General features: G+C 43.2%; 29 protein-coding genes and 1 other annotated feature. Of the genes, 27 read left to right on the plus strand and 2 right to left on the minus strand.

The window, feature by feature from the left end:
• Positions 1–108 precede the first annotated feature (108 nt).
• The 22 genes from JOC33_RS17370 to yajC all read left to right on the plus strand — a co-directional run bounded on the left by JOC33_RS17370 (position 109) and on the right by yajC (position 17,714).
• Positions 109–879 carry a M23 family metallopeptidase gene (locus tag JOC33_RS17370; RefSeq protein WP_205093815.1) on the plus strand — a complete coding sequence of 257 codons (771 nt, stop codon included), beginning with the start codon at positions 109–111 and terminating at the stop codon, positions 877–879.
• On the plus strand, positions 866–1,726 hold the full coding sequence (locus tag JOC33_RS17375) for a site-2 protease family protein (protein ID WP_205093816.1): 861 nt from the start codon (positions 866–868) through the stop codon (positions 1,724–1,726). Before JOC33_RS17370 ends, JOC33_RS17375 begins: the two co-directional genes overlap by 14 nt.
• A gap of 10 nt (positions 1,727–1,736) precedes the next feature.
• Positions 1,737–3,164: a ribonuclease E/G gene (locus JOC33_RS17380; RefSeq protein ID WP_205093817.1), complete on the plus strand. Its 1,428-nt coding sequence runs from the start codon at positions 1,737–1,739 to the stop codon at positions 3,162–3,164.
• 36 nt (positions 3,165–3,200) lie between these two features.
• Positions 3,201–3,273, plus strand: a sequence feature (ribosomal protein L21 leader region).
• A gap of 14 nt (positions 3,274–3,287) precedes the next feature.
• A complete protein-coding gene (gene rplU, locus JOC33_RS17385) occupies positions 3,288–3,599 on the plus strand; it encodes a 50S ribosomal protein L21 (protein WP_205093818.1) in 312 nt (103 codons plus the stop codon).
• A gap of 12 nt (positions 3,600–3,611) precedes the next feature.
• A complete protein-coding gene (locus tag JOC33_RS17390) occupies positions 3,612–3,941 on the plus strand; it encodes a ribosomal-processing cysteine protease Prp (protein ID WP_205093819.1) in 330 nt (109 codons plus the stop codon).
• 15 nt (positions 3,942–3,956) lie between these two features.
• A complete protein-coding gene (gene rpmA, locus JOC33_RS17395; protein ID WP_205093820.1) occupies positions 3,957–4,247 on the plus strand; it encodes a 50S ribosomal protein L27 in 291 nt (96 codons plus the stop codon).
• Positions 4,248–4,397: 150 nt separating this feature from the next.
• A complete protein-coding gene (locus tag JOC33_RS17400; RefSeq protein WP_205093821.1) occupies positions 4,398–4,940 on the plus strand; it encodes a Spo0B domain-containing protein in 543 nt (180 codons plus the stop codon).
• A 5-nt stretch (positions 4,941–4,945) separates the two neighbouring features.
• The gene (gene obgE / locus JOC33_RS17405) at positions 4,946–6,226 is read left to right on the plus strand and encodes a GTPase ObgE (protein ID WP_205093822.1); all 1,281 of its coding nucleotides are present in this window, start codon (positions 4,946–4,948) and stop codon (positions 6,224–6,226) included.
• Positions 6,227–6,261: 35 nt separating this feature from the next.
• Positions 6,262–6,711: an ACT domain-containing protein gene (locus JOC33_RS17410; protein ID WP_205093823.1), complete on the plus strand. Its 450-nt coding sequence runs from the start codon at positions 6,262–6,264 to the stop codon at positions 6,709–6,711.
• An 18-nt stretch (positions 6,712–6,729) separates the two neighbouring features.
• The gene (pheA, locus tag JOC33_RS17415) at positions 6,730–7,620 is read left to right on the plus strand and encodes a prephenate dehydratase (RefSeq protein ID WP_205093824.1); all 891 of its coding nucleotides are present in this window, start codon (positions 6,730–6,732) and stop codon (positions 7,618–7,620) included.
• 285 nt (positions 7,621–7,905) lie between these two features.
• Positions 7,906–9,174, plus strand: a complete 1,269-nt coding sequence (gene safA / locus JOC33_RS20615) for a SafA/ExsA family spore coat assembly protein (protein WP_205093825.1) — start codon at positions 7,906–7,908, stop codon at positions 9,172–9,174.
• Entirely contained in the window at positions 9,161–10,123 is a 963-nt protein-coding gene (locus JOC33_RS17425; protein WP_205093826.1) for a phosphotransferase, read from the plus strand. Before safA ends, JOC33_RS17425 begins: the two co-directional genes overlap by 14 nt.
• A 35-nt stretch (positions 10,124–10,158) precedes the next feature.
• A complete protein-coding gene (gene nadE / locus JOC33_RS17430; RefSeq protein WP_205093827.1) occupies positions 10,159–10,902 on the plus strand; it encodes an NAD(+) synthase in 744 nt (247 codons plus the stop codon).
• Positions 10,903–10,966: 64 nt separating this feature from the next.
• Positions 10,967–11,533: a YhcN/YlaJ family sporulation lipoprotein gene (locus tag JOC33_RS17435; RefSeq protein WP_205093828.1), complete on the plus strand. Its 567-nt coding sequence runs from the start codon at positions 10,967–10,969 to the stop codon at positions 11,531–11,533.
• Between the two features lie 85 nt (positions 11,534–11,618).
• Positions 11,619–12,380, plus strand: coding sequence for a YebC/PmpR family DNA-binding transcriptional regulator (locus tag JOC33_RS17440; RefSeq protein ID WP_205093829.1), 762 nt, complete (start codon positions 11,619–11,621; stop codon positions 12,378–12,380).
• A gap of 66 nt (positions 12,381–12,446) precedes the next feature.
• The gene (locus JOC33_RS17445; protein ID WP_205093830.1) at positions 12,447–12,998 is read left to right on the plus strand and encodes a BofC C-terminal domain-containing protein; all 552 of its coding nucleotides are present in this window, start codon (positions 12,447–12,449) and stop codon (positions 12,996–12,998) included.
• Positions 12,999–13,393: 395 nt separating this feature from the next.
• Positions 13,394–14,014 carry a Holliday junction branch migration protein RuvA gene (ruvA, locus tag JOC33_RS17450; protein WP_205093831.1) on the plus strand — a complete coding sequence of 207 codons (621 nt, stop codon included), beginning with the start codon at positions 13,394–13,396 and terminating at the stop codon, positions 14,012–14,014.
• Between the two features lie 33 nt (positions 14,015–14,047).
• A complete protein-coding gene (ruvB, locus tag JOC33_RS17455; protein ID WP_205093943.1) occupies positions 14,048–15,037 on the plus strand; it encodes a Holliday junction branch migration DNA helicase RuvB in 990 nt (329 codons plus the stop codon).
• Positions 15,034–15,234 carry a DUF2905 domain-containing protein gene (locus tag JOC33_RS17460; protein ID WP_205093832.1) on the plus strand — a complete coding sequence of 67 codons (201 nt, stop codon included), beginning with the start codon at positions 15,034–15,036 and terminating at the stop codon, positions 15,232–15,234. The genes ruvB and JOC33_RS17460 overlap by 4 nt, the downstream gene beginning before the upstream one ends.
• Before the next feature lie 19 nt (positions 15,235–15,253).
• Positions 15,254–16,279, plus strand: a complete 1,026-nt coding sequence (gene queA / locus JOC33_RS17465) for a tRNA preQ1(34) S-adenosylmethionine ribosyltransferase-isomerase QueA (RefSeq protein ID WP_205093833.1) — start codon at positions 15,254–15,256, stop codon at positions 16,277–16,279.
• A 19-nt stretch (positions 16,280–16,298) separates the two neighbouring features.
• The gene (gene tgt, locus JOC33_RS17470) at positions 16,299–17,435 is read left to right on the plus strand and encodes a tRNA guanosine(34) transglycosylase Tgt (protein WP_205093834.1); all 1,137 of its coding nucleotides are present in this window, start codon (positions 16,299–16,301) and stop codon (positions 17,433–17,435) included.
• A 15-nt stretch (positions 17,436–17,450) separates the two neighbouring features.
• Positions 17,451–17,714: a preprotein translocase subunit YajC gene (yajC, locus tag JOC33_RS17475; protein ID WP_205093835.1), complete on the plus strand. Its 264-nt coding sequence runs from the start codon at positions 17,451–17,453 to the stop codon at positions 17,712–17,714.
• A gap of 28 nt (positions 17,715–17,742) precedes the next feature.
• Here the strand turns inward: yajC and JOC33_RS17480 are convergent, their stop codons facing one another.
• Complete coding sequence (locus JOC33_RS17480; protein ID WP_205093836.1) at positions 17,743–18,135, minus strand: TIGR04086 family membrane protein; 393 nt, start codon at positions 18,133–18,135, stop codon at positions 17,743–17,745.
• 121 nt (positions 18,136–18,256) lie between these two features.
• Here JOC33_RS17480 and JOC33_RS17485 point away from each other — a divergent pair, with 121 nt between their 5' ends.
• A complete protein-coding gene (locus JOC33_RS17485; RefSeq protein ID WP_205093837.1) occupies positions 18,257–19,549 on the plus strand; it encodes an ArsB/NhaD family transporter in 1,293 nt (430 codons plus the stop codon).
• A 94-nt stretch (positions 19,550–19,643) separates the two neighbouring features.
• Positions 19,644–20,312 (plus strand): DUF421 domain-containing protein, encoded by a 669-nt coding sequence (locus JOC33_RS17490; RefSeq protein WP_338054553.1) that lies wholly within the window; start codon positions 19,644–19,646, stop codon positions 20,310–20,312.
• A 60-nt stretch (positions 20,313–20,372) separates the two neighbouring features.
• On the opposite strand, the gene spoVB is transcribed toward JOC33_RS17490, so the two are convergent.
• A complete protein-coding gene (spoVB, locus tag JOC33_RS17495; RefSeq protein ID WP_205093838.1) occupies positions 20,373–21,926 on the minus strand; it encodes a stage V sporulation protein B in 1,554 nt (517 codons plus the stop codon).
• 121 nt (positions 21,927–22,047) lie between these two features.
• Between spoVB and JOC33_RS17500 the strand changes: the two genes are divergently transcribed.
• From JOC33_RS17500 to JOC33_RS17510, 3 genes are all read left to right on the plus strand, one after another.
• The gene (locus JOC33_RS17500; protein ID WP_205093839.1) at positions 22,048–22,356 is read left to right on the plus strand and encodes a post-transcriptional regulator; all 309 of its coding nucleotides are present in this window, start codon (positions 22,048–22,050) and stop codon (positions 22,354–22,356) included.
• Positions 22,357–22,571: 215 nt separating this feature from the next.
• Positions 22,572–24,848 carry a protein translocase subunit SecDF gene (gene secDF / locus JOC33_RS17505; protein ID WP_205093840.1) on the plus strand — a complete coding sequence of 759 codons (2,277 nt, stop codon included), beginning with the start codon at positions 22,572–22,574 and terminating at the stop codon, positions 24,846–24,848.
• 450 nt (positions 24,849–25,298) lie between these two features.
• Complete coding sequence (locus JOC33_RS17510; protein ID WP_205093841.1) at positions 25,299–25,628, plus strand: LapA family protein; 330 nt, start codon at positions 25,299–25,301, stop codon at positions 25,626–25,628.
• Positions 25,629–25,645 lie beyond the last annotated feature (17 nt).

The raw sequence follows: 25,645 nt of genomic DNA on the forward strand, positions 1-25,645 counted from the left end.
AAGCCCCCCATACCATCCATTAAGTGATGCGGGGGCTTTTTTAATTATTCATACTCTTGTCCTTACGCTCATACACTTGTACAAACCTTATGTAAGGGTGAAGCTGATATGGGTAAAGATATCGAGAAAATCCGGAAAAGTATTTCTGCAAGAAAAAGGGACAAGTCTTATCAACAAACTGGAAGAAAAAGTAAGTCTATGGACAATCTTTATCATGTCCAGGAAGAAGAAAAGCATGGTTACCTTCCATTTCCTCAGCATACGCCTGGTATGTCTGGACAAAGAAGTGAAAGTAAATGGAGCTACTTTTTATTGCGTGTTCTCATTTCTGCTTGTCTTTTTTTCGCCGTAGCAAGTTTAATTAAAATGGAAGCCTCCTGGGTAAAGTCGCCTAAAGAATGGGTGGTTCACAACTTACAGGAAGATTTTCCGTTTGCAGCAGTTACTGACTGGTATCAGGGAAAATTCGGCAGCCCCCTTGAATTGGTTGAGTCGAAGGAAGACAAGGAAGCAAGTCCTGCAGCACTCCCTGTAAACGGCGTGGTGAGTGAAACTTTTCAAAGTCACGGAAAAGGAATAGTCATGACTTCCGATGAACCTGCAGAAGTAGTCGCTATGGATGAAGGTACTGTCATCTTTGCGGGCAAGGATGAACAGACAGAGCAGACAATAATCCTGCAGCATTCCGATGGCAGTAAAAGCATCTATGGATATTTATCTTCTATTGACGTCCATTTATATGAACACGTCAACCCTAAAGATGTAATTGGGAAAATAAATCCGGAGCAAGGCGAAACAAGTGACTTCTTTTTTGCCGTAGAAAAGGACAATAAATTCATAGACCCGGTCGAGGCGATTAAAGTCGATGAAAAACCTTGATTTTTTCACCCAGTTACATCTTCATCCCATTTTGATTTTGTTCATTTTTACTTCCTTGATCACAGGGGCTTTTGTGGAGCTCCTGATTTTGTTTGGGATGGTGACCATCCATGAATGGGGACATTATCGGATGGCCAGGAAGTTTGAATGGAGAATTCAAGGTGTCACTTTGTGGCTGTTCGGCGGCACAATTAAATGTGAAGAACATGGCAGCAGGCCATTACGTGAGCAGCTGGCAGTTACACTTGCCGGACCCTTTCAGCATGTTTGGGTACTGCTGCTCCTTATTCCGATAGAGCAGATGCTTGCTGGTACGCAGCCGCTTATAGATATAGCGATCTATTACAACTGGCTGCTCTTGGGATTCAACCTGATACCCATTTGGCCGTTAGATGGAGGTAAACTTCTTTTTTATGGGTGCTGCCGATTTTTGCCATACCGCACTGCACATCATGCTGTCATCTTGTTTTCCATCTGTTTCCTCGTTATGCTGATCATCCTGCTGACCTATTTTTCCCTCTTTACACTTCACGGCTGCCTGTTGGGAGCTTTTCTACTGTTGGAAAATCGGATAGAATGGAAAAGACGTTACTATTCTTTCATAAGATACTTGATGCATCGACATCGGGCTGGTTTATCCACTGGCAAAATCATTCGCCGAGTAGTTGAACCTCATATGACCATATGGGATTTGCTGACAACATTCAGAAGTGACCGGCAACATGCATTTTTTATCAAAGGTTTAGGCGAGAAAGCAATAGTAAGTGATGCTGATTGCTTATATTATTATTTTAATAAAGGAAACCCGCATATACCTGTAAAGGAATTGGTTACTATCAAGAAATAGAGAGGTTAATATGAAACGTTTATATATATCAGTACAATCAACTGAAAGAGCAGCATTGTTGGAGGAAAACAACCAATCGACAGAAGTATATTTTGACCGTTTGGGCAAGAAAGCGCGCGTCGGAGATATTTATTATGGAAAAGTTGAAAAAGTGGATAAGGGACTTCAAGCAGCTTTTATAGATTTCGGGGATGAAAAGAATGGTTTCCTTCGAAAGCAGGAAATCAGCCATGGCCAGGCTGGAATTGAGTCACTTATCACGGAAGGAGAAAAGCGTCTCTTTCAAATAAAGAAAGAGAATTTTGGAAACAAAGGTGCTGTTTTGACCACGGAAATCAGTATCGCAGGATCGTACCTTGTTTATTTGCCCTACAAGAAACAAGTTTCTGTCTCAAAAAAGCTGCCTTTGTCTCTTCAGGAAGAATGGAAAGTGGAGTTGGAGGAATTCCTCGAGAAAAACGAAGGTGTCATCGTCCGGACCGCAGCAGCTGAGCAACCGTTTGATGTACTATTAAATGAACTGAACGCACTAAGGAAACAATGGTTCCAGGCAGTTGAGGAGAGCGAAAATAAAAAACCGCATAGTGTATATCGTAACAAGCTGGTCCCTGATGAGGTAATGAGGAAAAATCTTATTAATGAACTCGATCAGGTGATTGTTGATGACGTTTCCTTAGCTAATTCGCTGAGGGAACGTTTTCCTGCTTCTAAAAAAAAGATTAGATGGGAAAGGGATTGGGATGCAACAAACAGGATTGCAGCCCTTCAGGAAAGACTCATCCAGCCAGTGGTCCCCGCAAGCCGAGGAACAGAACTTCATATCAGTGAAACAGAAGCTATGGTTGTAATCGACATCAACAGTAAGGGCTATTCTGGAAAAATGAATAAGCAGCAAACTGCACTTCAGGTAAACCTTGCAGTTGTGCCTGAGGTTGTTAGGCAAATACGACTTCGGAATTTATCAGGAATTATAATGATTGATTTCATAACGATGCACTCCAGCCAAATGGAAAACAAGGTGTTTCAGGCCTTAAAACATGAATTGGCGAAAGAACGAATACAAACTCAGATTTATGGATTTACGAAGCTTGGTATACTCGAAATGACTAGAAAGCGGGAACGCCCGTCCTGGCAAAGTTTTCTCCAGGCCGATCATCCTGCATCCTTTACTTTGGAAACTAAAGTAATGAGACTGGAGAGGGAATTATTGAAATACAAGCACACTAATCATGAGGCTGTTCTGGTCGGAGTTTCCAACGAATTTGCTGCAGCTGTTAAGCGTTTGATTTCCGACAGAATTTCTAGTAAAATTTCACAAGTGCTGTTTTTCCATAACCATTCTCTATGTGATGATTATTTCATTGAACTTGCTGGTTCTCGGGAAATGGTAGAGGAATTTGTAGCAAGTCGCGGCTATCATATTGACAATACGTTTTGATTCATGGTAACATCGTTATGTTATTCAAGTAGCACCCGACTGCTACAACCGCTCAGAACAGGTTTTGAAACCGTTGAAGGTACCTGGGATGGCGAGTCTTAGTTCTATGAGGAGGTGCAGTTCATGTACGCAATTATTGAAACTGGTGGTAAACAATTTAAGGTGGAAGAAGGCCAGTCTATCTACGTTGAGAAAATCAATGGCGAGAATGGCGATTCTGTCACTTTTGACAAAGTACTTTTCGTTGGCGGAGGAGATGACGTAAAAGTTGGTGCTCCATTCGTAGATGGTGCTTCTGTTACAGCCAAAGTTGATAAACAAGGCCGTCAAAAGAAGATCACTGTCTTCAAATACAAGCCAAAGAAAAATTACAAGCGTAAACAAGGTCACCGTCAACCGTACACAAAGCTTACCATTGATAAAATCAATGCTTAAGGTACGTGCCTAATGATTAATGTGACCATTCACCGCAACAGTACCGGCATGATAGGATTTGAAATTTCCGGACATGCTGAGAGCGGACCGTATGGACAAGATCTTGTCTGTGCTGCTGTCTCAGCTGTTTCATTCGGAGCCGTTAATGCCGTCATGCACATATGCGGATTTGAGCCGGCAATAGAACAAGGCGGCGATGGCGGATATCTTCATGTCACGCTTCCGGATGATTTGGAAGAGAATATCGAAGAAAAAGCCAGGCTGCTTCTTGAAGGAATGCTGGTATCGTTACAGACGATTGAAAAAGACTACAATCAATATATAAACATAACCGAACAATGAAGGAGGTGCAGCCTTATGCTACGTCTAGATTTACAGTTCTTCGCCCAAAAGAAGGGTGTCGGTAGTACAAAAAACGGCCGTGACTCAGAGTCCAAACGACTTGGAGCCAAGCGTGCCGATGGTCAATTCGTTTCTGGCGGATCCATCCTTTACCGTCAACGCGGTACAAAAATCTACCCTGGTACAAACGTAGGCCGTGGTGGAGACGACACACTTTTCGCAAAAGTGGATGGTGTCGTTAAATTCGAACGTTACGGACGCAACCGCAAAAAAGTTAGCGTATACCCAGTTGCTCAAGAAGCATAAGCAGCTGTAACAATGTGAATAGACTGCGAAAAAGCCGCGCTGTGCATTGCATAAGCGTGGCTTTTTTTCATCAGGGAATAGCTTTAGTTCAGTTAAGATTTGATTTTTGCTATAATTTTCATAATACCTGACGAGGGAGCGTGGAAGAATATGCAGGCAGATGAAGTAATCAGGATGCTGCGACATGCCCGGCACGATTGGATGAATCAATTGCAGTTGATTCAAGGATATGCTTCCATGGGAAAAGAAGGTAAAATGAAAGATAAAATCAATGAAGTGATAGCCAGTGCCGAAGATGAACGCAGGCTGATGAACATTAAAGCTCCTTACCTGACATTGTGGCTTATATCTTTCAACTGGGATCATCCTTACTATCGTTTATCCTACAAAGTGAATGTCGACGATGTAGACTTGTCCCATCGTGATATAACCATGTATGCTTACTGCGAAGAGCTAATAAGGATATTCGAAAGGTTCAGTGACCCTAATGTCCTTTATAAAGGTGAGTTGAATTTGGAAATGGGCACAGATCAATACATTAGACTATTAGTCACGTTAACCGGAGATTTTAAAGATCAGAAAAAACTGCATCAGGAACTCCAGGGTAAAAGGTTCATTTATGAAGCGACAATGAAAGATTTGCAGGATACACAGCAATTCAAAGTTACTATGAATGTAGATATGAAGAGGTGATGGGCATGTTTGTCGATCAGGTTAATGTATATGTGAAAGGCGGGGATGGCGGAAATGGATTAGTCGCCTTCCGTCGTGAAAAATATGTCCCAAAAGGCGGACCTGCTGGAGGGGACGGTGGTAACGGGGGAGACGTGGTTTTTGAAGTTGATGAGGGGTTGAACACCTTGATGGACTTCCGTTACCAGCGTCACTTCAAAGCAAAACGAGGAGAGAACGGCATGAGTAAGGGGCAGCACGGGAAAAACTCTGAACCTCTTGTCATTCCTGTACCACCGGGCACAACGGTGAAAGATGCAGATACAGGAGAAGTGATTGCTGATCTGGTAGAACATAAACAGCAGGCAATCATTGCAAAAGGCGGACGTGGAGGAAGGGGTAACATCCGGTTTGCTACAGCCCGGAACCCCGCACCAGAACTTGCGGAGAATGGAGAACCTGCCCAGGAAAGAAATATTCAGGTTGAACTCAAATTGATTGCGGACGTGGGATTGGTAGGTTTTCCTAGTGTCGGTAAGTCAACATTATTATCTGTGGTTTCCGCAGCTAAACCGAAGATCGCTGATTATCACTTTACCACGTTAGCCCCAAATCTGGGTGTTGTGGAAACTGGAGATCAACGAAGTTTTGTCATGGCAGATCTCCCTGGCTTGATCGAAGGTGCTCATGAAGGAGTAGGGCTTGGCCACCAATTTTTACGTCATGTTGAGCGGACGAGAGTGATTGTACATGTCCTTGACATGTCTGCTGGTGAAGGGCGCGATCCCTATGAGGATTATTTGACGATAAATCAGGAACTGTTCGAATATGATGAAAGACTAAAGGAGCGGCCGCAAATCATCGCTGCGAATAAAATGGATATGCCGGAATCAGAAGAGAATTTGTCTGCGTTTAAAGATAAGCTTGAGGATGACTTTCCTGTCTATCCAATTTCTACACTGACGAAGGAAGGTCTTAAGGATCTCTTGTTTGCTGTAGCAGACGCCCTTGATCGAATTCCTAAAGACAGTACACCAATAGAAGAAAAGACGGAACGTGTGCTATACAAATATGAAAAAGAAGACATTGCATTCAAAATCACCCGTGATCCGGATGGTGCCTATGTCCTCTATGGAGATCAGATTGAGAAACTGTTCAAAATGACCGATTTCAACCGTGATGAATCGATTCGCCGTTTTGCACGACAGATGCGAGGCATGGGAGTTGATGAAGCATTGAGGAAGCGCGGGGCTAAAGACGGGGATACGGTTAGACTGCTGGATTATGAATTCGAATTCGTCGAGTAAGATATAGAAAGCCTGGTTGTAAAGGGGACGTGTACATGGGGAATAAGGAAGAGCATTTTTACCTTGTCAGAAGTGACGTGTTGCCAGAAGCGATGAAAAAGACGATTGAAGCTAAAGCTCTATTGGAAGAAGGCAGTGTCAGCTCCATTTTTGAAGCTGTCCAGCGAGTCGACTTGTCCAGGAGTGCTTTTTATAAATATCGCGATGCTGTATATCCTTTCCAGGAAATGGTGAAAGAGCATATGATAACGTTGTTTTTTCATTTAGAAGATAGAAAAGGGTCGTTATCTAATTTGTTAGGCACAGTTTCAAAAGCCGGCTGTAATGTCCTGACAATCCACCAGACTATCCCTTTACAAGGAAAGGCAAATGTGACATTATCATTGAATACAGCAGGCAGTTCAATAACGATTGATGAGTTAATCAGTAAACTGCAAAAAGTGGATTTTATCAACCGAGTAGAACTGCTAAGTACAGGTGCGTAAGCCGCAAGGAGGATAACTATGACTGGACAGCAGAAGATCGGCTATTTAGGCCCGAAAGGTACATTTACTAAGATGGCGGTGGATGCCTTGTTTGATGGAGGGGAATTCACAAGTTATGAAAACATTCCTGCATGCCTTGACGCAGTCGAAGAAGGGGAAATCGATATAGGAGTAGTACCACTGGAGAATGCCATTGAGGGTTCAGTGCATTTGACGATTGATTACATGATACATCATGTGAACGTTTCCATTGTGGCGGAAATGTCTGTTCCAATCAAACAGCATTTGCTCGTCAAGAAAGATTTTGATGAGAAGCAGGATGTTATTGAAGATATCTATTCCCATAGTCATGCAATTGCCCAGTGTCACCAATATTTGCACAAACATTATCCTAATGCCGAAATTCATTATACCTCTTCCACCGGACGGGCGGCGGAGTTGGTTGCAGGGAGTGAAAAGTCAGGTGCTGCAGTTGGCAATCATCTGGCAGCCGAAGAGTACGGATTGAAAATTTTGACACATGATATTCATGATTACGACAATAATCATACAAGGTTCGCCGTGGTTCAAAAACAACCGAAAACCATGAAGATACGTGAACATTTACCCGAGAAGCAGAAAACTACAGTTATGGTTACTCTGCCGAAAGATTATGCAGGTGCCCTGCATCAAGTTCTTGCCGCATTCGCCTGGAGAAAAATGAATCTCTCCAAAATTGAATCCAGACCGATGAAGACTGGTCTTGGCAATTATTTTTTCCTCATTGACGTTGATCAGCCCTATGACCAGGTATTGTTCCCTGGTGTAGAAGCAGAGTTGGAAGCATTGGGATGTTCTCTGAAACTGCTTGGCACGTATCCAAGTTATCAATTGAGTGTCCCCACACCATTACTCCAAAAAACAGATTAATACCTTTTCTAAGAGGATGAGCAGGTGAATCAGGTTGTCGATAATAAATCGGCAGCCTTATTTTTATGTTAGAAAATAATATTGGATGGTTGTGGATAATCTTTTTAAGTTTTATCCAGCTGAAAGTCTGGTTAGTTTTTGGAACTCTCTTTAATCAGGGGCTATGGCCGTCGCAGTTAAAAAAAGTTAGGCATTTTCATCAACCTTTTCCCATTCGATGCATAAGTTGTTATGAAGAATTCTTGACCAAATCGTTCGATTTGTTTATAGAAGGGAGCTACTAAATTGAGAATTCATGTCGTTCAAAAAGGTGATACGCTTTGGAAAATTGCGCAAAAATATGGAGTGGATTTTGAGCAATTAAAGCAGATGAACAGCCAATTATCGAATCCGGATATGATTATGCCAGGGATGAAAATAAAAGTTCCTCAGGGGACAAAGCAGGTCAAAAAAGAGGCCCCTGCCAAAAAGGAAGCGCCTATTCAGAAACAGCCAAAATATGAGGCGCCTTATAAGAAAGAAACACCTAAGCCGCTTCCCCAGGTGATGGAGGATGAAAAGGTGAAGGAAAAGCCGATGATGCCAATGCAGCCAATGCAGCCTATCCAGATGCCGATTCAAATGCCGATTATGGAACAGCAGATGGAAAATTATTATACAACTTTTCATTTACCACAAATGCCTCAGTTACAACCTGCCAAACCGAAAGAAAAGCCCAAAGAAAAAGTGAAAGAAAAGGTTGCACCTAAAGCGGTGAAGGAAAAGCCGATGCCAATGCAGCAGGCACCGATGATGCACCCTTGCCCACCGGTGATGCATCCAGTTTACTGTCCGCCAATGCCTTGTCCACCTATGCCTTATGAGCATTTAGTACACAGTGAATATCATTGCAATGAAGATGAAAGTTCTTCCTCTCAAATGCCGCAACAGGTACAGCCTGCCCAGTATCAACCTGGACCCATGTGGGGACATGGAGAAGAATCTCCGGCAGTGATGGGGCAAGAAGATGATTGCGGATGCGGAGGACCACAGCAGCCTATGTACGGAGGCCATTATGGCTCGCAGCAACCTATGTACGGCGGTCACCATGGAGCACAACAGCCGATGTTTGGAGGGCAATTCAGTCCGCAGTCTCAACAGCAGCCTGGAGGCGGACAGATGATGCCTGGAGGCGGACAGATGATGCCTGGAGGCGGACAGATGATGCCTGGAGGTGGACAGATGATGCCTGGAGGCGGTCAGATGATGCCTGGAGGTGGACAGATGATGCCTGGAGGTGGTCAGATGATGCCTGGAGGCGGACAGATGATGCCTGGAGGTGGTCAGATGATGCCTGGAGGCGGTCAGATGATGCCTGGAGGCGGACAGATGATGCCTGGAGGCGGACAGATGATGCCAGGAGGCGGACAGATGATGCCAGGAGGCGGACAGATGATGCCTAATGGCCAACAACAGCCGGGCCAAATGAGTCCATTCGGCAGCTTCAGTGACCAGCAAGGTATGATGAATCCAGGCTATATGCCATATCAAGATGATTTCGATGACGAAGATTGATTTGAAAGGCGATTCCCAAATGAATCGCCTTCTTTCCTTTTTAAGAGATTATGGCGGTATTGAACTGCTGGAAATTAACAAAATTAAGGACCACGTTTACCGGGTGAAGATGGAAAACGATAAGATATTCGCTTTAAAGTGCTTTCCGAACCGCAAGAAATTAGAGCATCAACAGCAATTTTTCAAGCAGTGGAAAGAGGCGGATAAATTTGCTGCACCATCTCTGCCGTTTCCAAATGGAGAATGGATAATCACCGATAAGATGGGGAATTGGGGGCTATTTGAATGGATAAATGGACATCATCTGAGTTTTAGAAGTCATCATGAAAGGGAAAAGGCAGCGGAGATACTAGCGAAATTTCACATTAGTACAGAGGGCATAAAAAATCCTTTGATTCTGCGAGAGCCTCTTTATCTCAAATGGGAAAAGCGCCTTCAGGAATTTGAGCAGACTCGTCCTGGTTTTTGCTATTACGGAAAAGAGCACCTGTTTGAACAAATGGTTAAAACAACCCGGAAAACACTGAAAGACTTCCGATATCAGGACTGGGGGAGAGTGGAAGAAGACTCTTGGAACCGTAAAGCATGGAATCATGGTGATGTAGCCCACCATAATTTTATTTTCACACCTGAGGGTAAAGTTAAGCTTATCGATTTTGATCTCCTTCATATGGGTCCGGAATTGTATGATCAAATACAGTTGGGCCAGCGTTTTCTCCCCTATACGAACCATTCCCGCTTGGAAGTGTTAAGGTATTTTCAGACAGTTAGATGGAAAAAGGAATGGCTGAAAGGGATGCTGGTACCTTGTGATCTGTTACGTGAATGGCTATTTATTTATCGTAAAAGAAATATGGGAAGCAAAGAGCTTGAAGCTTGTTCTGAATGGCTGGAAACAGCTTGGGAAAAAAGGCGTTTATTTGTTGAAAAAGTTCAGCTTATGCTATGATAAATAATCATGTTTGTGAAAGGAAGAACTTTTTCATGGAGAAACAAGTGAACCATTTAGTCGACTGGCTCAAACAAAAAGCAGAACAAGCAAACGTGGATGGACTGTTAGTAGGTGTCAGTGGAGGAATAGATTCAGCAGTCGTCGCCAATCTGATCAAGCGTGCTTTCCCGGAGAATTCCCTTGGAGCAATCATGCCATGTAAAAGTGGAGTTGATGATGAACAGCATGCCAACTCAGTAATAGACGCATGTGGGATTGACGCAGTTAAAATAGATCTGACTGACGCTCATGATGTAATGTTTTCCACAATCAAAATGCAGTTGGAGAAAAAGAATGCATGGAATGAAAAGCAAGCCAAGCTGGCAGACGCCAACTTACGTGCACGGCTTCGCATGAGTACGTTGTATAGCCTGGCAACGAATTACCGTTATTTAGTGGTAGGTACTGATAATGCCGCCGAATGGTATACCGGTTATTTCACAAAATATGGGGACGGCGGGGTTGATCTTGTCCCATTGGTGAACTTTACCAAAGGGGAAGTAAGGGAAATGGCTCGCTTTCTGGATGTGCCAACAGATGTAATAGACAAAAAGCCTAGTGCAGGGCTCTGGGAAGGTCAGACCGACGAAAATGAGATGGGCACGACTTATGATATGATCGATAAGCATTTGAAAGGTGAACCGGTTCCAGAAAAGGATAGAGAAATCATCGAGCGACTGCATGCCCGGTCTGCTCATAAACGTGAGTTGGCAGCAGCACCACCAAAAATCAGGTAGTGGTTTATTTTTACAGACTAAAAAAATCTCCTTGAACCAAGATAAGGGAAAAGGAGGTTTTTTTATGTGGAAGAAACCATTGACTGGCTTTGTATTTTTATTAGTAATAACCTCTGGCTGTAATACTGCTGATGAGACCCGGCAGGAGGACCAGCAGAACATATATGAGTCCGTAACAGATGACAGGGAACAAGGGGTACAACAGGATTATCGACCACGACACGGAGCGCCTAATTTGTTTAAGCAGGAAGAAGAAGAGGAAATGAAGAACGCAGAACACGAAAAAACCAACAGGGGACATGATAATGATTTTTATAATGAACAATCCCTGGCAATTACAAGAGAAGTAAATGAGATGAAAGAAGTTGTGATGACTCAGGCTATTGCGACGGAGAACAGAGTAATGGTTGCTGTCATGCTGGATCCTTATTCCCGTAGAGACCGTTCCGTTAAGCGGTTGATCAGAGAGAGAGTAGATGCAATGACAGATGTCGAAGAGATATATGTGTATACAAATTACAGCAAATGGGATGAAATGAAAAACCTGAATGCCCGTGTACGTGCAGCCCAGGCACCTGAAAAAGTGAAAGAAGAAATCAATCAATTTCTTAAACGTTTTCAGCCTGAATAAGCCGCTTAAGACACCTTCAAGCAGTTCCTATATTATGGTATAGTAACATGGAGTGATTATTTGTTTGAAGGAGAGGAGAATGTCCATGGCTGGTCATTCTAAGTGGAAGAATATACAAAGAAGGAAAAATGCCCAGGATGCCAAACGGGGTAAAGTATTCATGAAAATGGCACGTGAAATTTTCGTTGCTGCCAAGCAGGGCGGGGGCGATACAGAAACCAATGCTGCTCTTCGACTGGCTGTCGATAAAGCGAAGGCGCACAATATGCCCCACGATAATATTGATCGTGCAATCAAAAAGGCAACTGGGGACTTAGACGGAGTTAATTATGAAGAATTCACATACGAAGGATATGGTCCTGGCGGCGTGGCTGTTATGGTTAAGGTGCTGACCGATAATAAAAACAGGACAGCCGCCGATGTCCGCCATGCTTTTAATAAGAACGATGGAAACCTCGGGGAAAATGGGTGTGTATCTTACCTGTTTGATCGGAAAGGATTTCTGGTTGTTAACCGGGAAAGCCATGAAGTCGATGAAGAGAGTATGCTTTTGGAAGTTATCGAAGCCGGGGCAGATGAAATGGAAACAAGTGAGGATGCATACGAAATCTATACAGAAGCAGAAAATTTTACTGAGGTAAAGAACAGTCTCGAAAATAGCGGGTTCTCGTTTGAAACTGCAGAGATAACGATGTTTCCTCAGACTTACACTTCCTTAGGGGAGGACGACACGGCAAAAATGCTGAAATTGATTGATACGCTAGAAGATAATGATGATGTGCAGGACATCTATCATAACCTGGAAGCGAATGAAGAAATGATTGAAAACTTAACTTCCTCTAATTAATCATAATAGCTTCTATTTCTGGGCAAACTGGAAATAGAAGTTATTTTTTTATGAAGAGGTGATACAATGAAAATACTGATAAGAACCTTAGTTATCACATTACTTCTAACGGGTGCAGTGATATATAAAAACGTTGGCGGAGAAAGGTTTTCAGGGGAAGCTGCTGAGAAAACGGAATATAAAAAGGAGTCTGCCTCCCTGGTTGCCAGTCAGCCACTGGAAGTTAAAGTTACTACCAAAACTATTTATCTTGATGGTAACAGCGAAGTGGAAGAAAAGATGGAAACGATCTGGTCTATGGAAGATTTCTGGGCAGCTTATGAAGGTTGGACATTACTGGAACAAGGGGAAGGGTATTTAAAGTTTGAAAAAAGGGTAGACGATTTGTCACCAGAAGTAAAGGCAGATGGATACTTTGGCATAGATTTAAACAATCAACTAACAATTTTCATTGGACGCCCGGCACATGGTAAGGCCGTTGAATCATTCTTCCCGCTGCCAGTAAATACACTGGAAAGCTGGCGTATGAAAGATTTGAAGAATGGTATCAAAATTACTGATAAAGAGCAATTCCGGGCAGTTGTCAAAACCTATACCAAACTAGCTCAAAAAAGATAGAAGCCACACAAATTATAAAGGTCACTGAAAACACAAAGGATTAAAATAGTTATGTTTTTAATAAAACGGGGCTGTCCCATAAGTCTGAAATAGACTTACGGGCAGCCCTTTGTTTTTTTTGTTGATACCCGCCTTAGAGAGTGATTTACTAGACCAAGTCAGCTTTAGGCCTTGCTCACGGCAAGCATCCGCCGGCACGCAATAAGCGTGAATCAAAAACAAGATTTCAAGGTTCTCTTGAAGTATAAAGAGCATTTCCGCGGCCCTTGTGGTTCTTTCTATGCGAGATTCCCATGAGTATTCAATCTCGTAGACTTTTGTTAGTCGAACATGTGCTTGTGTGATACAATATTACAAGAGAAATCGACTATGTAATTTGGGAAAGGAAAGACAACATGATTTCATATTTACGGGGAAAATTGACAGACATAGATGATGATAGTGTAATCATAGAAGCTTATGGGGTTGGTTATGATGTCATTTGTGCAAACCCATTTGCCTTCCAGGAATTTGAGCAAAAAGAAGTGAAAATCTATACATACCATTACGTCAGAGAAGATATCCAATCTTTATACGGTTTTAAAAAAAGTGAGGATAAAGCCTTGTTTTCAAAGCTCCTTAATGTCTCAGGAATTGGGCCGAAAGGGGCTTTGGCCATTCTTGCATCGGTTAGTGTGCCTGAATTTGTAGCAGCTGTCGAGCAGGAGGATGAGAAGTTCTTGACTAGATTCCCTGGAGTCGGAAAGAAAACAGCCAGACAGATGATTCTGGATTTGAAAGGTAAATTAGTGGCATGGCTGCCAGATAAGGAAAACGAGGCCTCATTATTTTATGAAGAAGATGGCTCTCCTAGTGCGCGCAGGGAGGCTGTCGAAGAAGCACTCGAAGCAATGAAGGCATTAGGGTATTCCGATAAAGAGCTGAAGTCGCTCCGACCTGCATTAGCTAAAGAGAAGCTGGACAACGTGGACGATTTTGTCCGAAAAGGCCTTCAGCTTATGATGAAAAATGGCTAGAGAGGAGGGGAGTAATTGGAAGAACAAGAACGAATGATATCGAATGAATTGCAGGAACAAGATGCGTCCATTGAACTGAGCCTCCGTCCGCAGAGATTAAAGCAATATATTGGACAGGATAAGACAAAAAAGAATCTTCAAATTTTTATAGAAGCAGCACGCATGAGAAATGAACCATTGGACCATGCTTTATTATATGGGCCTCCTGGCCTTGGAAAGACAACCCTTGCTTCAATTATCGCAAATGAGATGGAAGTCGAATTCCGTACGACCTCTGGACCTGCGATAGAGCGTGCGGGTGACTTGGCTGCCATTCTGTCTTCGTTAGAGGCAGGAGACGTATTATTCATTGATGAAATTCACCGGCTGCCCCGGTCCGTGGAAGAGGTTCTCTATCCGGCAATGGAGGACTTTTGCCTGGATATCGTAATCGGAACCGGGCCAAGTGCCCGTTCCGTACGGCTTGACCTGCCTCCGTTCACATTAGTTGGAGCTACTACTAGGGCAGGCTTGCTGTCAGCCCCACTCAGGGATCGGTTTGGTGTCTTAAGCAGATTGGAGTACTACGATACAAAGGACTTGTGTGACATCGTCGAGCGGACAGGGGATATATTTCAGGTTGGAATTGATCATGATGCGGCAATAGAGGTTGCCAGAAGGTCCAGGGGAACACCGCGTATTGCTAACAGATTGCTGAAAAGAGTGAGGGACATTGCCCAGGTTAAAGGGGAAGAACGAATTACCCTGGCAACTACTCAGGAGGCGCTCGAAATGCTCCAAGTCGATCCTGTCGGCCTTGATCACATTGATCATAAATTCCTGCTTGGTATTATGGATGGCTTTCAAGGCGGCCCTGTCGGACTGGATACGATTGCAGCCACTATTGGAGAAGAGTCTCAGACGATAGAGGATGTATATGAGCCCTTTCTGCTTCAAAGCGGGTTCATTCAGCGCACACCAAGAGGAAGGGTTGCTACGCCTAAAGCTTATCAGCATTTTCAACGGGAGGTGCCAGGTGCTTGACCGGCTTTGGAAAAATATTTATTGTAATAGGGGCCGTATTTATTATTATCGGCCTGTTATGGACTTTCATCGGGAAGCTTCCTGGTGATATCACCTTCAAAAAAGGGAATGTTACCTTTTATTTTCCGATTGTGACATCCATTGTAGTCAGTATAATACTTTCTTTGATTTTTTACTTTATTGGCAAAATCAGATGAGTTCAGATAGGGGATTGTTATGGATATTAAGCAGTATGATTTCGAGTTACCGGAGGAGCTGATCGCACAGACTCCCCTGGCCGATCGGACATCCTCCAGACTGATGGTATTAAATAAACAAACAAAAAGCATCGAACATAGCCGTTTTTCCGATATCAAAAATTATCTTCAGCCTGGAGATTGCCTCGTATTGAATGATACCCGCGTACTCCCTGCAAGGCTTTACGGAGTTAAAGAAGATACGGGAGCAAAAGTGGAAGTGCTTCTTTTACATCAGACCGAAGAGGACGAATGGGAAGTACTCGTTAAACCGGCTAAAAAAGTGAAACCCGGAACTAAGGTGTCGTTCGGGGGAGGGAGACTGACCGCTGAATGTACTGGAATGAAGGACCATGGCGGGCGCCTTCTCCGATTCGAATACGAAGGCATTTTCCTGGAGGTTCTGGAAGCCCTGGGTGAAATGCCTCTTCCTCCCTATATCAAGGAGCAGTTACCGGACAAAGAGCGATATCAGACGGTATATGCCAGGGAGGAAGGATCGGCTGCAGCACCAACAGCAGGTCTTCATTTTACGAATGAATTGCTTTCTGAAATCGAACAATCAGGTATAGAGCTTGCCTATATTACGCTTCATGTCGGTTTAGGTACTTTCCGTCCTGTCAGTGTGGAAAATGTCGAGGACCATGACATGCATGCAGAATTTTATCAGGTGACGAAAGAAACCGCAGAACAGCTGAACCGTGTACGTGAAAACGGGGGAAGGATTATTTCTGTCGGGACTACTTCTACAAGGACATTAGAAACCATCATGAGAGATTATGGCCGATTCGTTGAGGCTTCCGGCTGGACGGATATTTTTATTTATCCCCCGCAAGAGGTGAAGGCGATAGATGGATTGATTACAAACTTCCATTTGCCGCAATCCACATTGATCATGCTCGTCAGTGCGATTGCAGGCCGTGATTTCATTATGGAGGCCTATCAGGAAGCTGTACAGGAGCGGTATCGCTTCTTCAGTTTCGGGGATGCCATGTTCATCAAGTGAAAGAGAGGATTTAACTAGTATGGCAATTACTTATGAATTTATTAAAACGTGCAGGCAGACAGGAGCTCGCCTGGGAAAGGTACATACTCCGCACGGGTCATTTGATACACCGACGTTCATGCCGGTTGGGACATTGGCGACTGTTAAGACGATGAGCCCGGAAGAGTTAGAACAGATGGGGGCGAATATCATTCTCTCCAACACCTATCATCTCTGGCTTCGCCCTGGAGAAGATATCATTGAAGAAGCAGGCGGCCTCCACAAATTCATGAACTGGGACGGTGCGATACTTACGGATTCCGGCGGGTTCCAGGTATTCAGCCTTAGCGATTTACGTGAAATAAAAGAAGAGGGTGTCCATTTCCGTAATCATATCAGCGGGGAAAAGCTGTTTTTATCACCTGAAAAAGCCATGCAGATCCAAAACTCTCTTGGTTCCGATATAATGATGGCTTTCGATGAGTGCCCTCCTTATCCTGCCGAATTTGACTATATGAAAAAGTCGGTAGAGCGGACAAGCAGATGGGCGGAACGTTGCCTGGAGGCTCATCAGAAGCCTGATTCTCAAGGTCTGTTTGGTATTGTACAGGGCGGTGAGTATGAAGAATTAAGAAGGCAAAGTGCCCGGGATTTGACTTCCTTGGACTTTCCAGGGTATGCCATCGGCGGTTTATCTGTTGGAGAACCAAAGGATGTCATGAATCGTGTACTTGAATTCACTTCACCGCTTCTCCCTGAAAACAAGCCACGTTATTTGATGGGCGTCGGCTCACCTGACTCATTAATTGATGGTGCCGTCAGGGGTATCGATATGTTTGATTGTGTGCTGCCGACCAGAATAGCGCGAAATGGTACATGCATGACATCGGTTGGAAGGTTAGTTGTAAGGAACGCTAAGTTTTCCAGGGATTTCCGGCCGATTGATGAGCATTGTGACTGCCACACTTGCCGGAATTATTCACGTGCCTACATCCGGCATCTTGTGAAAAACAACGAGACCTTTGGTTTCAGATTAACTACTTACCATAACCTTTATTTTCTGTTAAAATTGATGGAGCATGTGCGTGAAGCCATACGAGAAGATCGTCTCGGCGATTTCCGGGAAGAATTTTTTGAACAATATGGTTTCAATAAACCAAATGCAAAGAACTTTTAGAGAGGGGGAATGAAAATGGATGGATTACTCGGGTTGTTACCAATTATCCTGATGTTCGTCATTTTCTATTTCTTGTTGATTCGCCCACAACAAAAGAAACAAAAAAAGATACAGCAAATGCAAGCGGATCTTCAAAAAGGAAATAGAATCATTACAATCGGGGGGTTGCATGGCATCATCCATGCCATTGATGAAGGAACTATCGTAATCACAGTAGAAAATGGCACTAAACTGACCTTCGATCGCAGCGCAGTTCGTGAGGTACTTAATCAGGACTAAAAGAAATGACTCCAGCATTACGCTGGAGTCATTTTTTCGTGCCTGACGTTGACGTGCTTCTGATATTAACACCAAGCATACCACCGATCAACGCAGCAGCAACCATACCAGTGAGGTAAGGCAGCTGTCCAAGTGATACCGTTTTATCAAGACCTAGATATTGATACAGCACAATAAACACCAAGAATGCACCACCAGTCATTAGTCCGTACATCCAGCCTTTCTCCTGCCCTCTGTGTCCAGCTGTAGCTCCACCGGTAAACAAAATCAGCAAAGCAAGGATTAATGACATCCAATTAAGTAAATTCGCATCGATTGCCGTAAACCGAAGCAGCAAGGCTAATACGAAACTGCTGGACAGCATAAGGATGAGAATGATTGCCAGCCCATATCCAAGCGCTTTCCATATGTCTTTGTTCATGACGCCCCTCCTTGTCTATTTTGTCCATACAATATATGTAGAAAACGATCCATATAGAAGCATATAATTTTATTCTCCATTGAATAGATATGTTAGAAAAGGCTGAAATGGGGACAGGTTTATGATTACGGGTATCGCTTTACTTATTTTTGTAATCAGTTACGGGCTGATTATGTCAGAAAAAATAAACCGCGCTCTCGTAGCAATATCAGGTGGGGTCTTACTTTTATTGACCAATGTCTATGAATGGGAGGATGCGTTCACCCACTACATCGACTGGAATACAATCGCATTACTGTTTGCCATGATGGTCCTGGTGGCTATTACGAGAAAAACGGGAATCTTTGAATATATAGCAATTCGGTTTGCACAGCTTGTAAAAGGGAGACCGGTTCCATTATTGGCTGGAACAGCAGTACTTACTGCATTCGGATCTGCATTGTTGGATAATGTAACAACAGTCCTCTTATTCGTGCCAATTCTTCTAACGTTGACTAAACAACTACAATTACCTGCTTTTCCTTATCTGATTACTACCATTTTCAGTGCTAATATTGGTGGAACAGCAACATTGATAGGGGATCCCCCTAACATCATGATCGGCCAGGCGGTTTCTCATTTCACGTTTGTATCATTTATTGTTCATCTTGCGCCAGTCGTAGTGGTCATTTTTGGGTTTACCCTTCTGGGACTTATTGTGTTGTTTAGAAAAAAGCTAGTATACCAGCCTGAAAAGGTGAAGCTTCTGATGGATTTAAGGGCTTCGGAATATTTGAAGAGGACTCCTATGCTCTATCAATCTGTTTCCGTATTGGGGTTAACCATGGCAGGTTTTTTAATGCACCCATTCATCCATGTGGAACTGACGACTATAGCTGTGTGTGCTGCTGTCCTCCTGCTGCTTTTAACAGATAATGAGGTGGCCAGTGAAAAGGTTTTCCAGGAGGTAGAGTGGATAACCCTCTTTTTCTTTATCGGGCTGTTCATGCTGGTGGGAGGCCTTGAGCAGGTGGGAATCATTGATGAAGTTGCCCGGGGGTTAATGTGGGTATCTGGAGGAGATCTTCCTGTTACATCATTGCTAGTCTTATGGAGTGCCGGCCTGTTATCCGGAATCATAGACAATATCCCATTTGTTGCTGCAATGATTCCAGTCATCGAAGAATTAAAGGGATACGGTATGATGAACCTTGATCCCGTATGGTGGTCCCTTGCCTTGGGGGCATGCCTTGGGGGGAACGGTACTTTATTAGGTGCCTCTGCAAATGTTGTGGTTGCAGGTTTGGCTGCCCGTGAAAAGGAAGAGATTTCTTTCTTTCATTTTTTAATTTACGGGATTCCTGTTCTGTTCTTTTCATTGCTTATCGCCACAATTTACATCTATTTCCGCTACCTTGTCGCCTTTTTATCATAAGTATAGAACCTTCATGCTAAAGGCGGATAAAATACAGATTTTGGGATATCTTAACGGTTGTATAGCATACAAAACAACCGGGGGATGACAGCGCGTGGGCTTTGATATAAGCACAATTTTAATTCGCACATTATTAACATATATTCTCATATTATTGATTCTTCGTCTGATGGGGAAAAGGGAGATTGGTGAGCTGAGCGTACTGGATCTCGTGGTATTTGTCATGCTCGCAGAGATTGCAGTTTTTTCTATAGAGGAGCCTGATAAATCCATCTTTCATGCGATATTACCGATGGCGGTACTTTTACTGATTCAGAGAGTCACAGCTTTCATGTCCTTGAAAAGTCAAAGATTTCGGGAATGGTTCGATGGCAGACCAAAATTTATTATCAAACACGGAAAAGTAGATGAATATGAAATGAAAAAGCAGCGCTATAACTTCAATGATCTGATGCTCCAGCTCAGAGAAAAAGATATATACAGCATCCAGGATGTGGAGTATGCTATTCTCGAACCTACTGGGAAGCTGTCTGTCCTGGAAAGGGATGAGAATAATTCAGAGCATACGACCGGTTATTCCATACCCTTGATTGCAGACGGTCTGATCCAGTACGACTCTTTAAAGAAAGTGAAAAAGAATAAAAGCTGGCTGCTTAACGAGCTTAAAAAGCAAGGCTATAATACAGAAGAGGAAATTTCATTCTGTTCCATTGATGAAAATGGAGTTTTGTTTTTTGACCAGAAAGATGAATACACAGAATAACAGAGGGTGTTCTGAAGCGTTAAACCTACTTCAGAACACCCTCTATTGTCTTTGGTATATTCATTTAATTAACTTTTTGAAGAAAGGTACTTGTTTTAATTCTTCTTTTGTAATGAATTTTAAAATAAATAACAAAACAATATATAGAATGGATAAAATCACGCCGATCAGTAGAAAGAGAGAATGCTCGGACATGTTATAATGGAATACTTCTTTCATTTTCGTTCCGACCCACCACGTCAGTCCGATCAGTAAAGCCATTTTAGTCAAATCTCCGAAAGGTATCCTGAATTTAATTGCCTGCATCAATGCTGCTAAATGAAGGAAAGTGACCACTAGTACTCCTACAACAATTGCTATCGCTACACCTCTTATTCCAAAGGATGCCTGTGAGGCAAGGCCGACTAATACCGTGAACTTTACAACAGCTCCTATCAAGCTGTTCCACATTGCAGCTTTAGCTAAATCCAGTGCCTGCAAAGCTGCCTGCAAAGGGGACTGAATATATAGCAATAAAAAGAATGGTGCCATCAGCGCGAGCATATAAGCTGCATTGTTAGTTCCATACATCCATTGGAGTATCGTAGGGGCGAAACTGGTCAGTAAGATTGTAGCAAGACCACCGGAGGCAAAAGATAGTCTGATGGACTGGTGGATACGATAATGGATAAGCTGCATCTGATTTTTCGCACTTGCCTCACTGATGGAAGGAACTAAAGCGACTGATAAAGAATGGGTTATGAAAGAAGGCATGACAAGCAGTGGGAGAATATAGCCTGCCAGCTCTCCATATTGTTTTGTGGCAATTACCGTAGTAATACCAGCAAGCGCAAGGCTTTGAGCTACCAATATCGGTTCCAGGAACAAAGAAACAGACCCAATCAGACGGCTTCCCGTGGTTGGAATAGCTATGGATAACAATTCATTCAATGTTTGTTTTCCAGATTGGAGGTAGTTCATAAACTTTCTGCGCATTTTGAATCTTTTTTTCAAAGAAAACATGTGAAGCATAAACAGCAAGGAAGCAAGTTCACCAAGAATAACGGAAACCATTGCCCCTGCAGCGGCGTATTCAAGTCCATAAGGAAGCATCAATTTAGTCAAAAAGGCTACAGAGAGTATACGGACGATCTGTTCAATGACCATAGAAAACGCCTGTGGTTTCATGTTCTGTCTGCCCTGGAAGTATCCGCGAAGGACGGAGGAAATCGCTATAATCGGTACAATAGGCGCGATGATAAGCAACGGCACCAATGTCCTTGAATCTGTAAGGAGATGACCTGCAACCCAAGGGGCAAACAAGAACATCAGGCTTGTAAAAAAGATACTCAGAATCCCGGTAATGGCCAAGGATACCACCAGGATACGCTTTATTTTTTGTACATCTCCTTCTGCATCTGCTTCTGCTACACGTTTGGAAATCGCGACAGGCAGTCCGAATTGGGTCAATGTGATAGCCAATATCAAGGTCGGGACAGCCATCATGTACAATCCAACACCCTCTTCTCCCATCACACGTGCAAGAACAATACGGTTCACGAACCCTAAAAGTCGTGTGATCATTCCGGCTGCTATTAATATCAGCGTCCCCTGAAGAAATGTTTGCTTGGTCATGGCTAACGACCTGCCTTCTCAAAGTGATAAAATTCATATACAATGAATGTATATGCGAAAGAGGTGGCCAAGCATGACAGGCATTTAAGACAGGGGTTGCCCGATCGTAAGGAGGAAGCGCATGGAAACTAGAAAGCCGGTGAGTTTCTGGAAAAAACAAGTCAGTCCTGTAATTCAAAGTAAGGTGGAGGAATTCCAGCATATGGGCTATTCCAAAGCTGAAAGTGAAGATGTTTGGCAATGCATGAAGAAGAAGGTGTGGAAAGGAGATCCGGCAAAAAACTTACATGAAGTAGTCCAAGATATTTTGCACTTGAACACTTCCATTTACATAAGCTACTTGACTGTACAGGCCCATCAGGAAGATGATTTAATGGCATCGATTGCAGCACTCCAGCCTGACAATGGAAAAGACAGCAGGAAAGAATAAATATAGGAAAGTTTGACACTCACTATGAAAGATTTCTATAATAATGCTATTGGTAAAATGTGAAAATAGAGCGTATGCAGCGGTACGAGGCAGGGCCTGACATCAAAGAAGCCAACATGCCAGGCAGGACCTTGTACCCTCTTTATGTCATTAGGCATATTACATCTTACAGGAAGCTGCATCTTTGCGAGTCAATAAAGGGGGAGCAATGTGGTATGGTAAAAAGAGGCCGTATCGTAGCCTTTTTTCTTGTAGTATTAATCTTGGCAGGAACAATTGGCGGTACGATCACAGGGATAACGAAGGATATAAAGCTTGGCCTGGATTTGCAGGGCGGGTTTGAAATTTTATATGAAGTTGAGCCACTGGATGAAGGGCAGGAAGTGAATCGTCAGGTTCTGGAATCAACCGTCCGTTCCTTGCAAGAGCGTGTCAACGTTCTTGGTATCAGTGAGACAAACATCAGTATCGAAGAGCCGAACCGGATTCGTGTTCAGCTTGCCGGAGTAGAAGACCAGGCGGAAGCAAGAGAATTACTGTCAACAACCGCCCAGCTTTCATTCCGTGATGTTACTGGAAAAAAGTATATGGATGGTTCTGACCTGGTTGAAGGAAGTGCTGCACAGTCCTACTCCCAAACGAATGCTCCAGTAGTCACTTTGGAAGTGAAGGATCCAGATAAGTTTTATCAGGTATCAAAAAAAATCAGCAATATGCCACAGGATTCTTCCACTCCTTATCCAGATGACCTCATGGTAATTTGGATGGATTATGATGAAGAGACTTCTTTTGCTGAAGAATATGGAAAAAAAGATCCCAAATACATATCGGCACCCGGCTTTAGCGATGGTCCGATCCGCAGTAAGCAAATTATGATTACAGGAGATTTCACCCCTGAGTCTGCCCAGCGCCTGGCGGATATTTTGAATGCCGGATCATTGCCGGTTGACCTGGAGGAGATGTACTCCACATCTGTAGGTGCCCAGTTTGGCGAACAAGCGATGACGAAAACAATAATTGCAGGGGTCATCGGTATAGCATTGATTTTCATTTATATGATGCTTTATTACCGTTTCCCGGGTGTTATTGCGACGGTGACACTAAGTGTTTATATTTATATGATTCTGCTTGTTTTCGAATGGATGAATGGTGTATTGACCTTGCCGGGTATTGCCGCCTTGATTCTGGGTGTAGGTATGGCAGTTGATGCCAATATCATTACCTATGAACGGATTCAGGAAGAGATCAAGTCCGGAAAGTCGGTTATGGCTGCTTTCAAAGCAGGGAACAGCCGCTCCCTCTCCACAATATTTGATGCGAATATAACTACCTTAATTGCGGCAGTTGTATTATTCATGTTTGGTACAAGCTCCGTAAAAGGATTTGCAACAATGTTGATCGTGAGCATTCTGGTGAGTTTTATTACCTCCGTTTATGGAACCAGGTTCTTCTTAGGTTTGTGGGTAAAAAGCAGATTCCTGAGTAAACGGCCGGCTTGGTTTGGTGTGAAGTCTAAAGATATTAAGGATATAGCAGATGGAGAGGAATACGATGCCAAGTTTCTTGGGCGCAAATTTGATTTTGTTTCCGTCAGGAAGAGATTTTTCACTATCTCCATTATTATTGCAGTGGCAGGTGTCATAGCCCTTTCAACCATGCGTTTGAATTTAGGCATTGACTTTACGAGTGGTTCACGGGTATCCATCATGACAGATGGGGAAGTGAATGCGGAACAGGTAGAGGAAACATTTGAAGAACAGTTCAATATCACTCCGAAACAAGTTGTCATCTCTGGCGATGAGAATGATATTGCTGTTTTGAGGTTTGAACGTGTACTAAATCAGGATGAAATCAATAAAGTGAAGACTTACTACAATGATAAGTTCGGAAGCGAACCGAATGTCAGCACAGTATCTCCGATAGTGGGGCAGGAGTTGGCTAAGAATGCAGCCTTATCTATCCTATATGCTTCTATCGGTATCATAATCTATGTCACCATCCGTTTCGAATTCTTTTTCGCTATAACGGCAATCATTGCACTATTGCACGATGCCTTCTTAATGCTGGTGTTGTTCAGTATCACTCAGCTGGAATTCGACATTACGATTATTGCTGCTATCCTGACAATCGTCGGTTACTCCGTAAATGATACGATTGTTACTTTTGACAGGATAAGGGAAAACATTCAACGCAGAAAGAAAGTAAAATCGTTCAGTGAACTTGCTGAAATAGTTAATAAGAGTTTGATGGAGACACTTGGAAGAAGTATCAATACAGTACTGACCGTTGTATTTGCGGCAGTGATGCTGTTGTCCTTCGGTGCTACCTCCATAACGAACTTTTCCTTTGCACTTGTCGTAGGATTACTCGCAGGTACCTATTCTTCCTTGTTTATCGCCTCCCAATTGTGGCTGGTATGGCGTGGAAGAAATATTAAAAACAACCCTATAAGCTTCGAGAAAAAGAAAAATACTGGCGGCCCTCAAGTATAATACCGTCGCTCTTGGGATACGGGACATAAGTAAAACAACGATATCAGAAACGAACGATTAAAATTAAATCGTATTTACGCAGAGCATTAGCGTAATCCAAATACGCAGACCCCCTGCGGGAACAGCGCGAGTCGAAGATCCAATTGGTCAAGTGATCTTCTTGACCAATTGAGCTGAGGCCGTGCCCGCGAAAAGCGAAGTATTTGGACGGAGCGGTGGTCTCACACCCATATAATCCGAACATATTTCAAGGAAATTGTTCGGATTATTTTATATTTTATCAAGCATTCTCCCAGACCCTTCTTATGTACTAATCCACTCTATATAGCGGAGAACTGCAGGGTTACATCCATAATTAAACAGAGCTTTGGTTAAAATGATGGACGCCCGGGTATTATCTATAGTAAAGGAAAACTGTTTAAATTGCCGTTTTGGAAAGGAGGGAGAGGGATGAAAGCGCAATCTTATTGGATTTTGGCTCTATTATTTGCATTATTGATTGCTATATTTGCGGTAATCAATGTTGACCCCGTGGAGGTCAATTACCTATTCGGAACAGGTGAGGCACCGTTAATAATCATCATTTTAGCCTCTGTCCTGATGGGCGGGATAGTAACGGCTGCGGCAGGGTCAGTGCGAGTATTTCGTTTAAAAAAAGAAGTGAGACATTTGAAAAATTCCAAAAAGGCTGATAAGACAGCTATTGAAGAGAGTAACGATTACTCTGAAGGTACTAAGGGCCATGCGGGCGATTCAGAGGATTTTTCCAGACAGCCATAATTAATAGATTAGTCTAA

Origin of the sequence: Thalassobacillus pellis, from assembly GCF_016908295.1 — a bacterium.
In the GTDB taxonomy this organism is placed as follows: domain Bacteria; phylum Bacillota; class Bacilli; order Bacillales; family Halobacillaceae; genus Thalassobacillus; species Thalassobacillus pellis.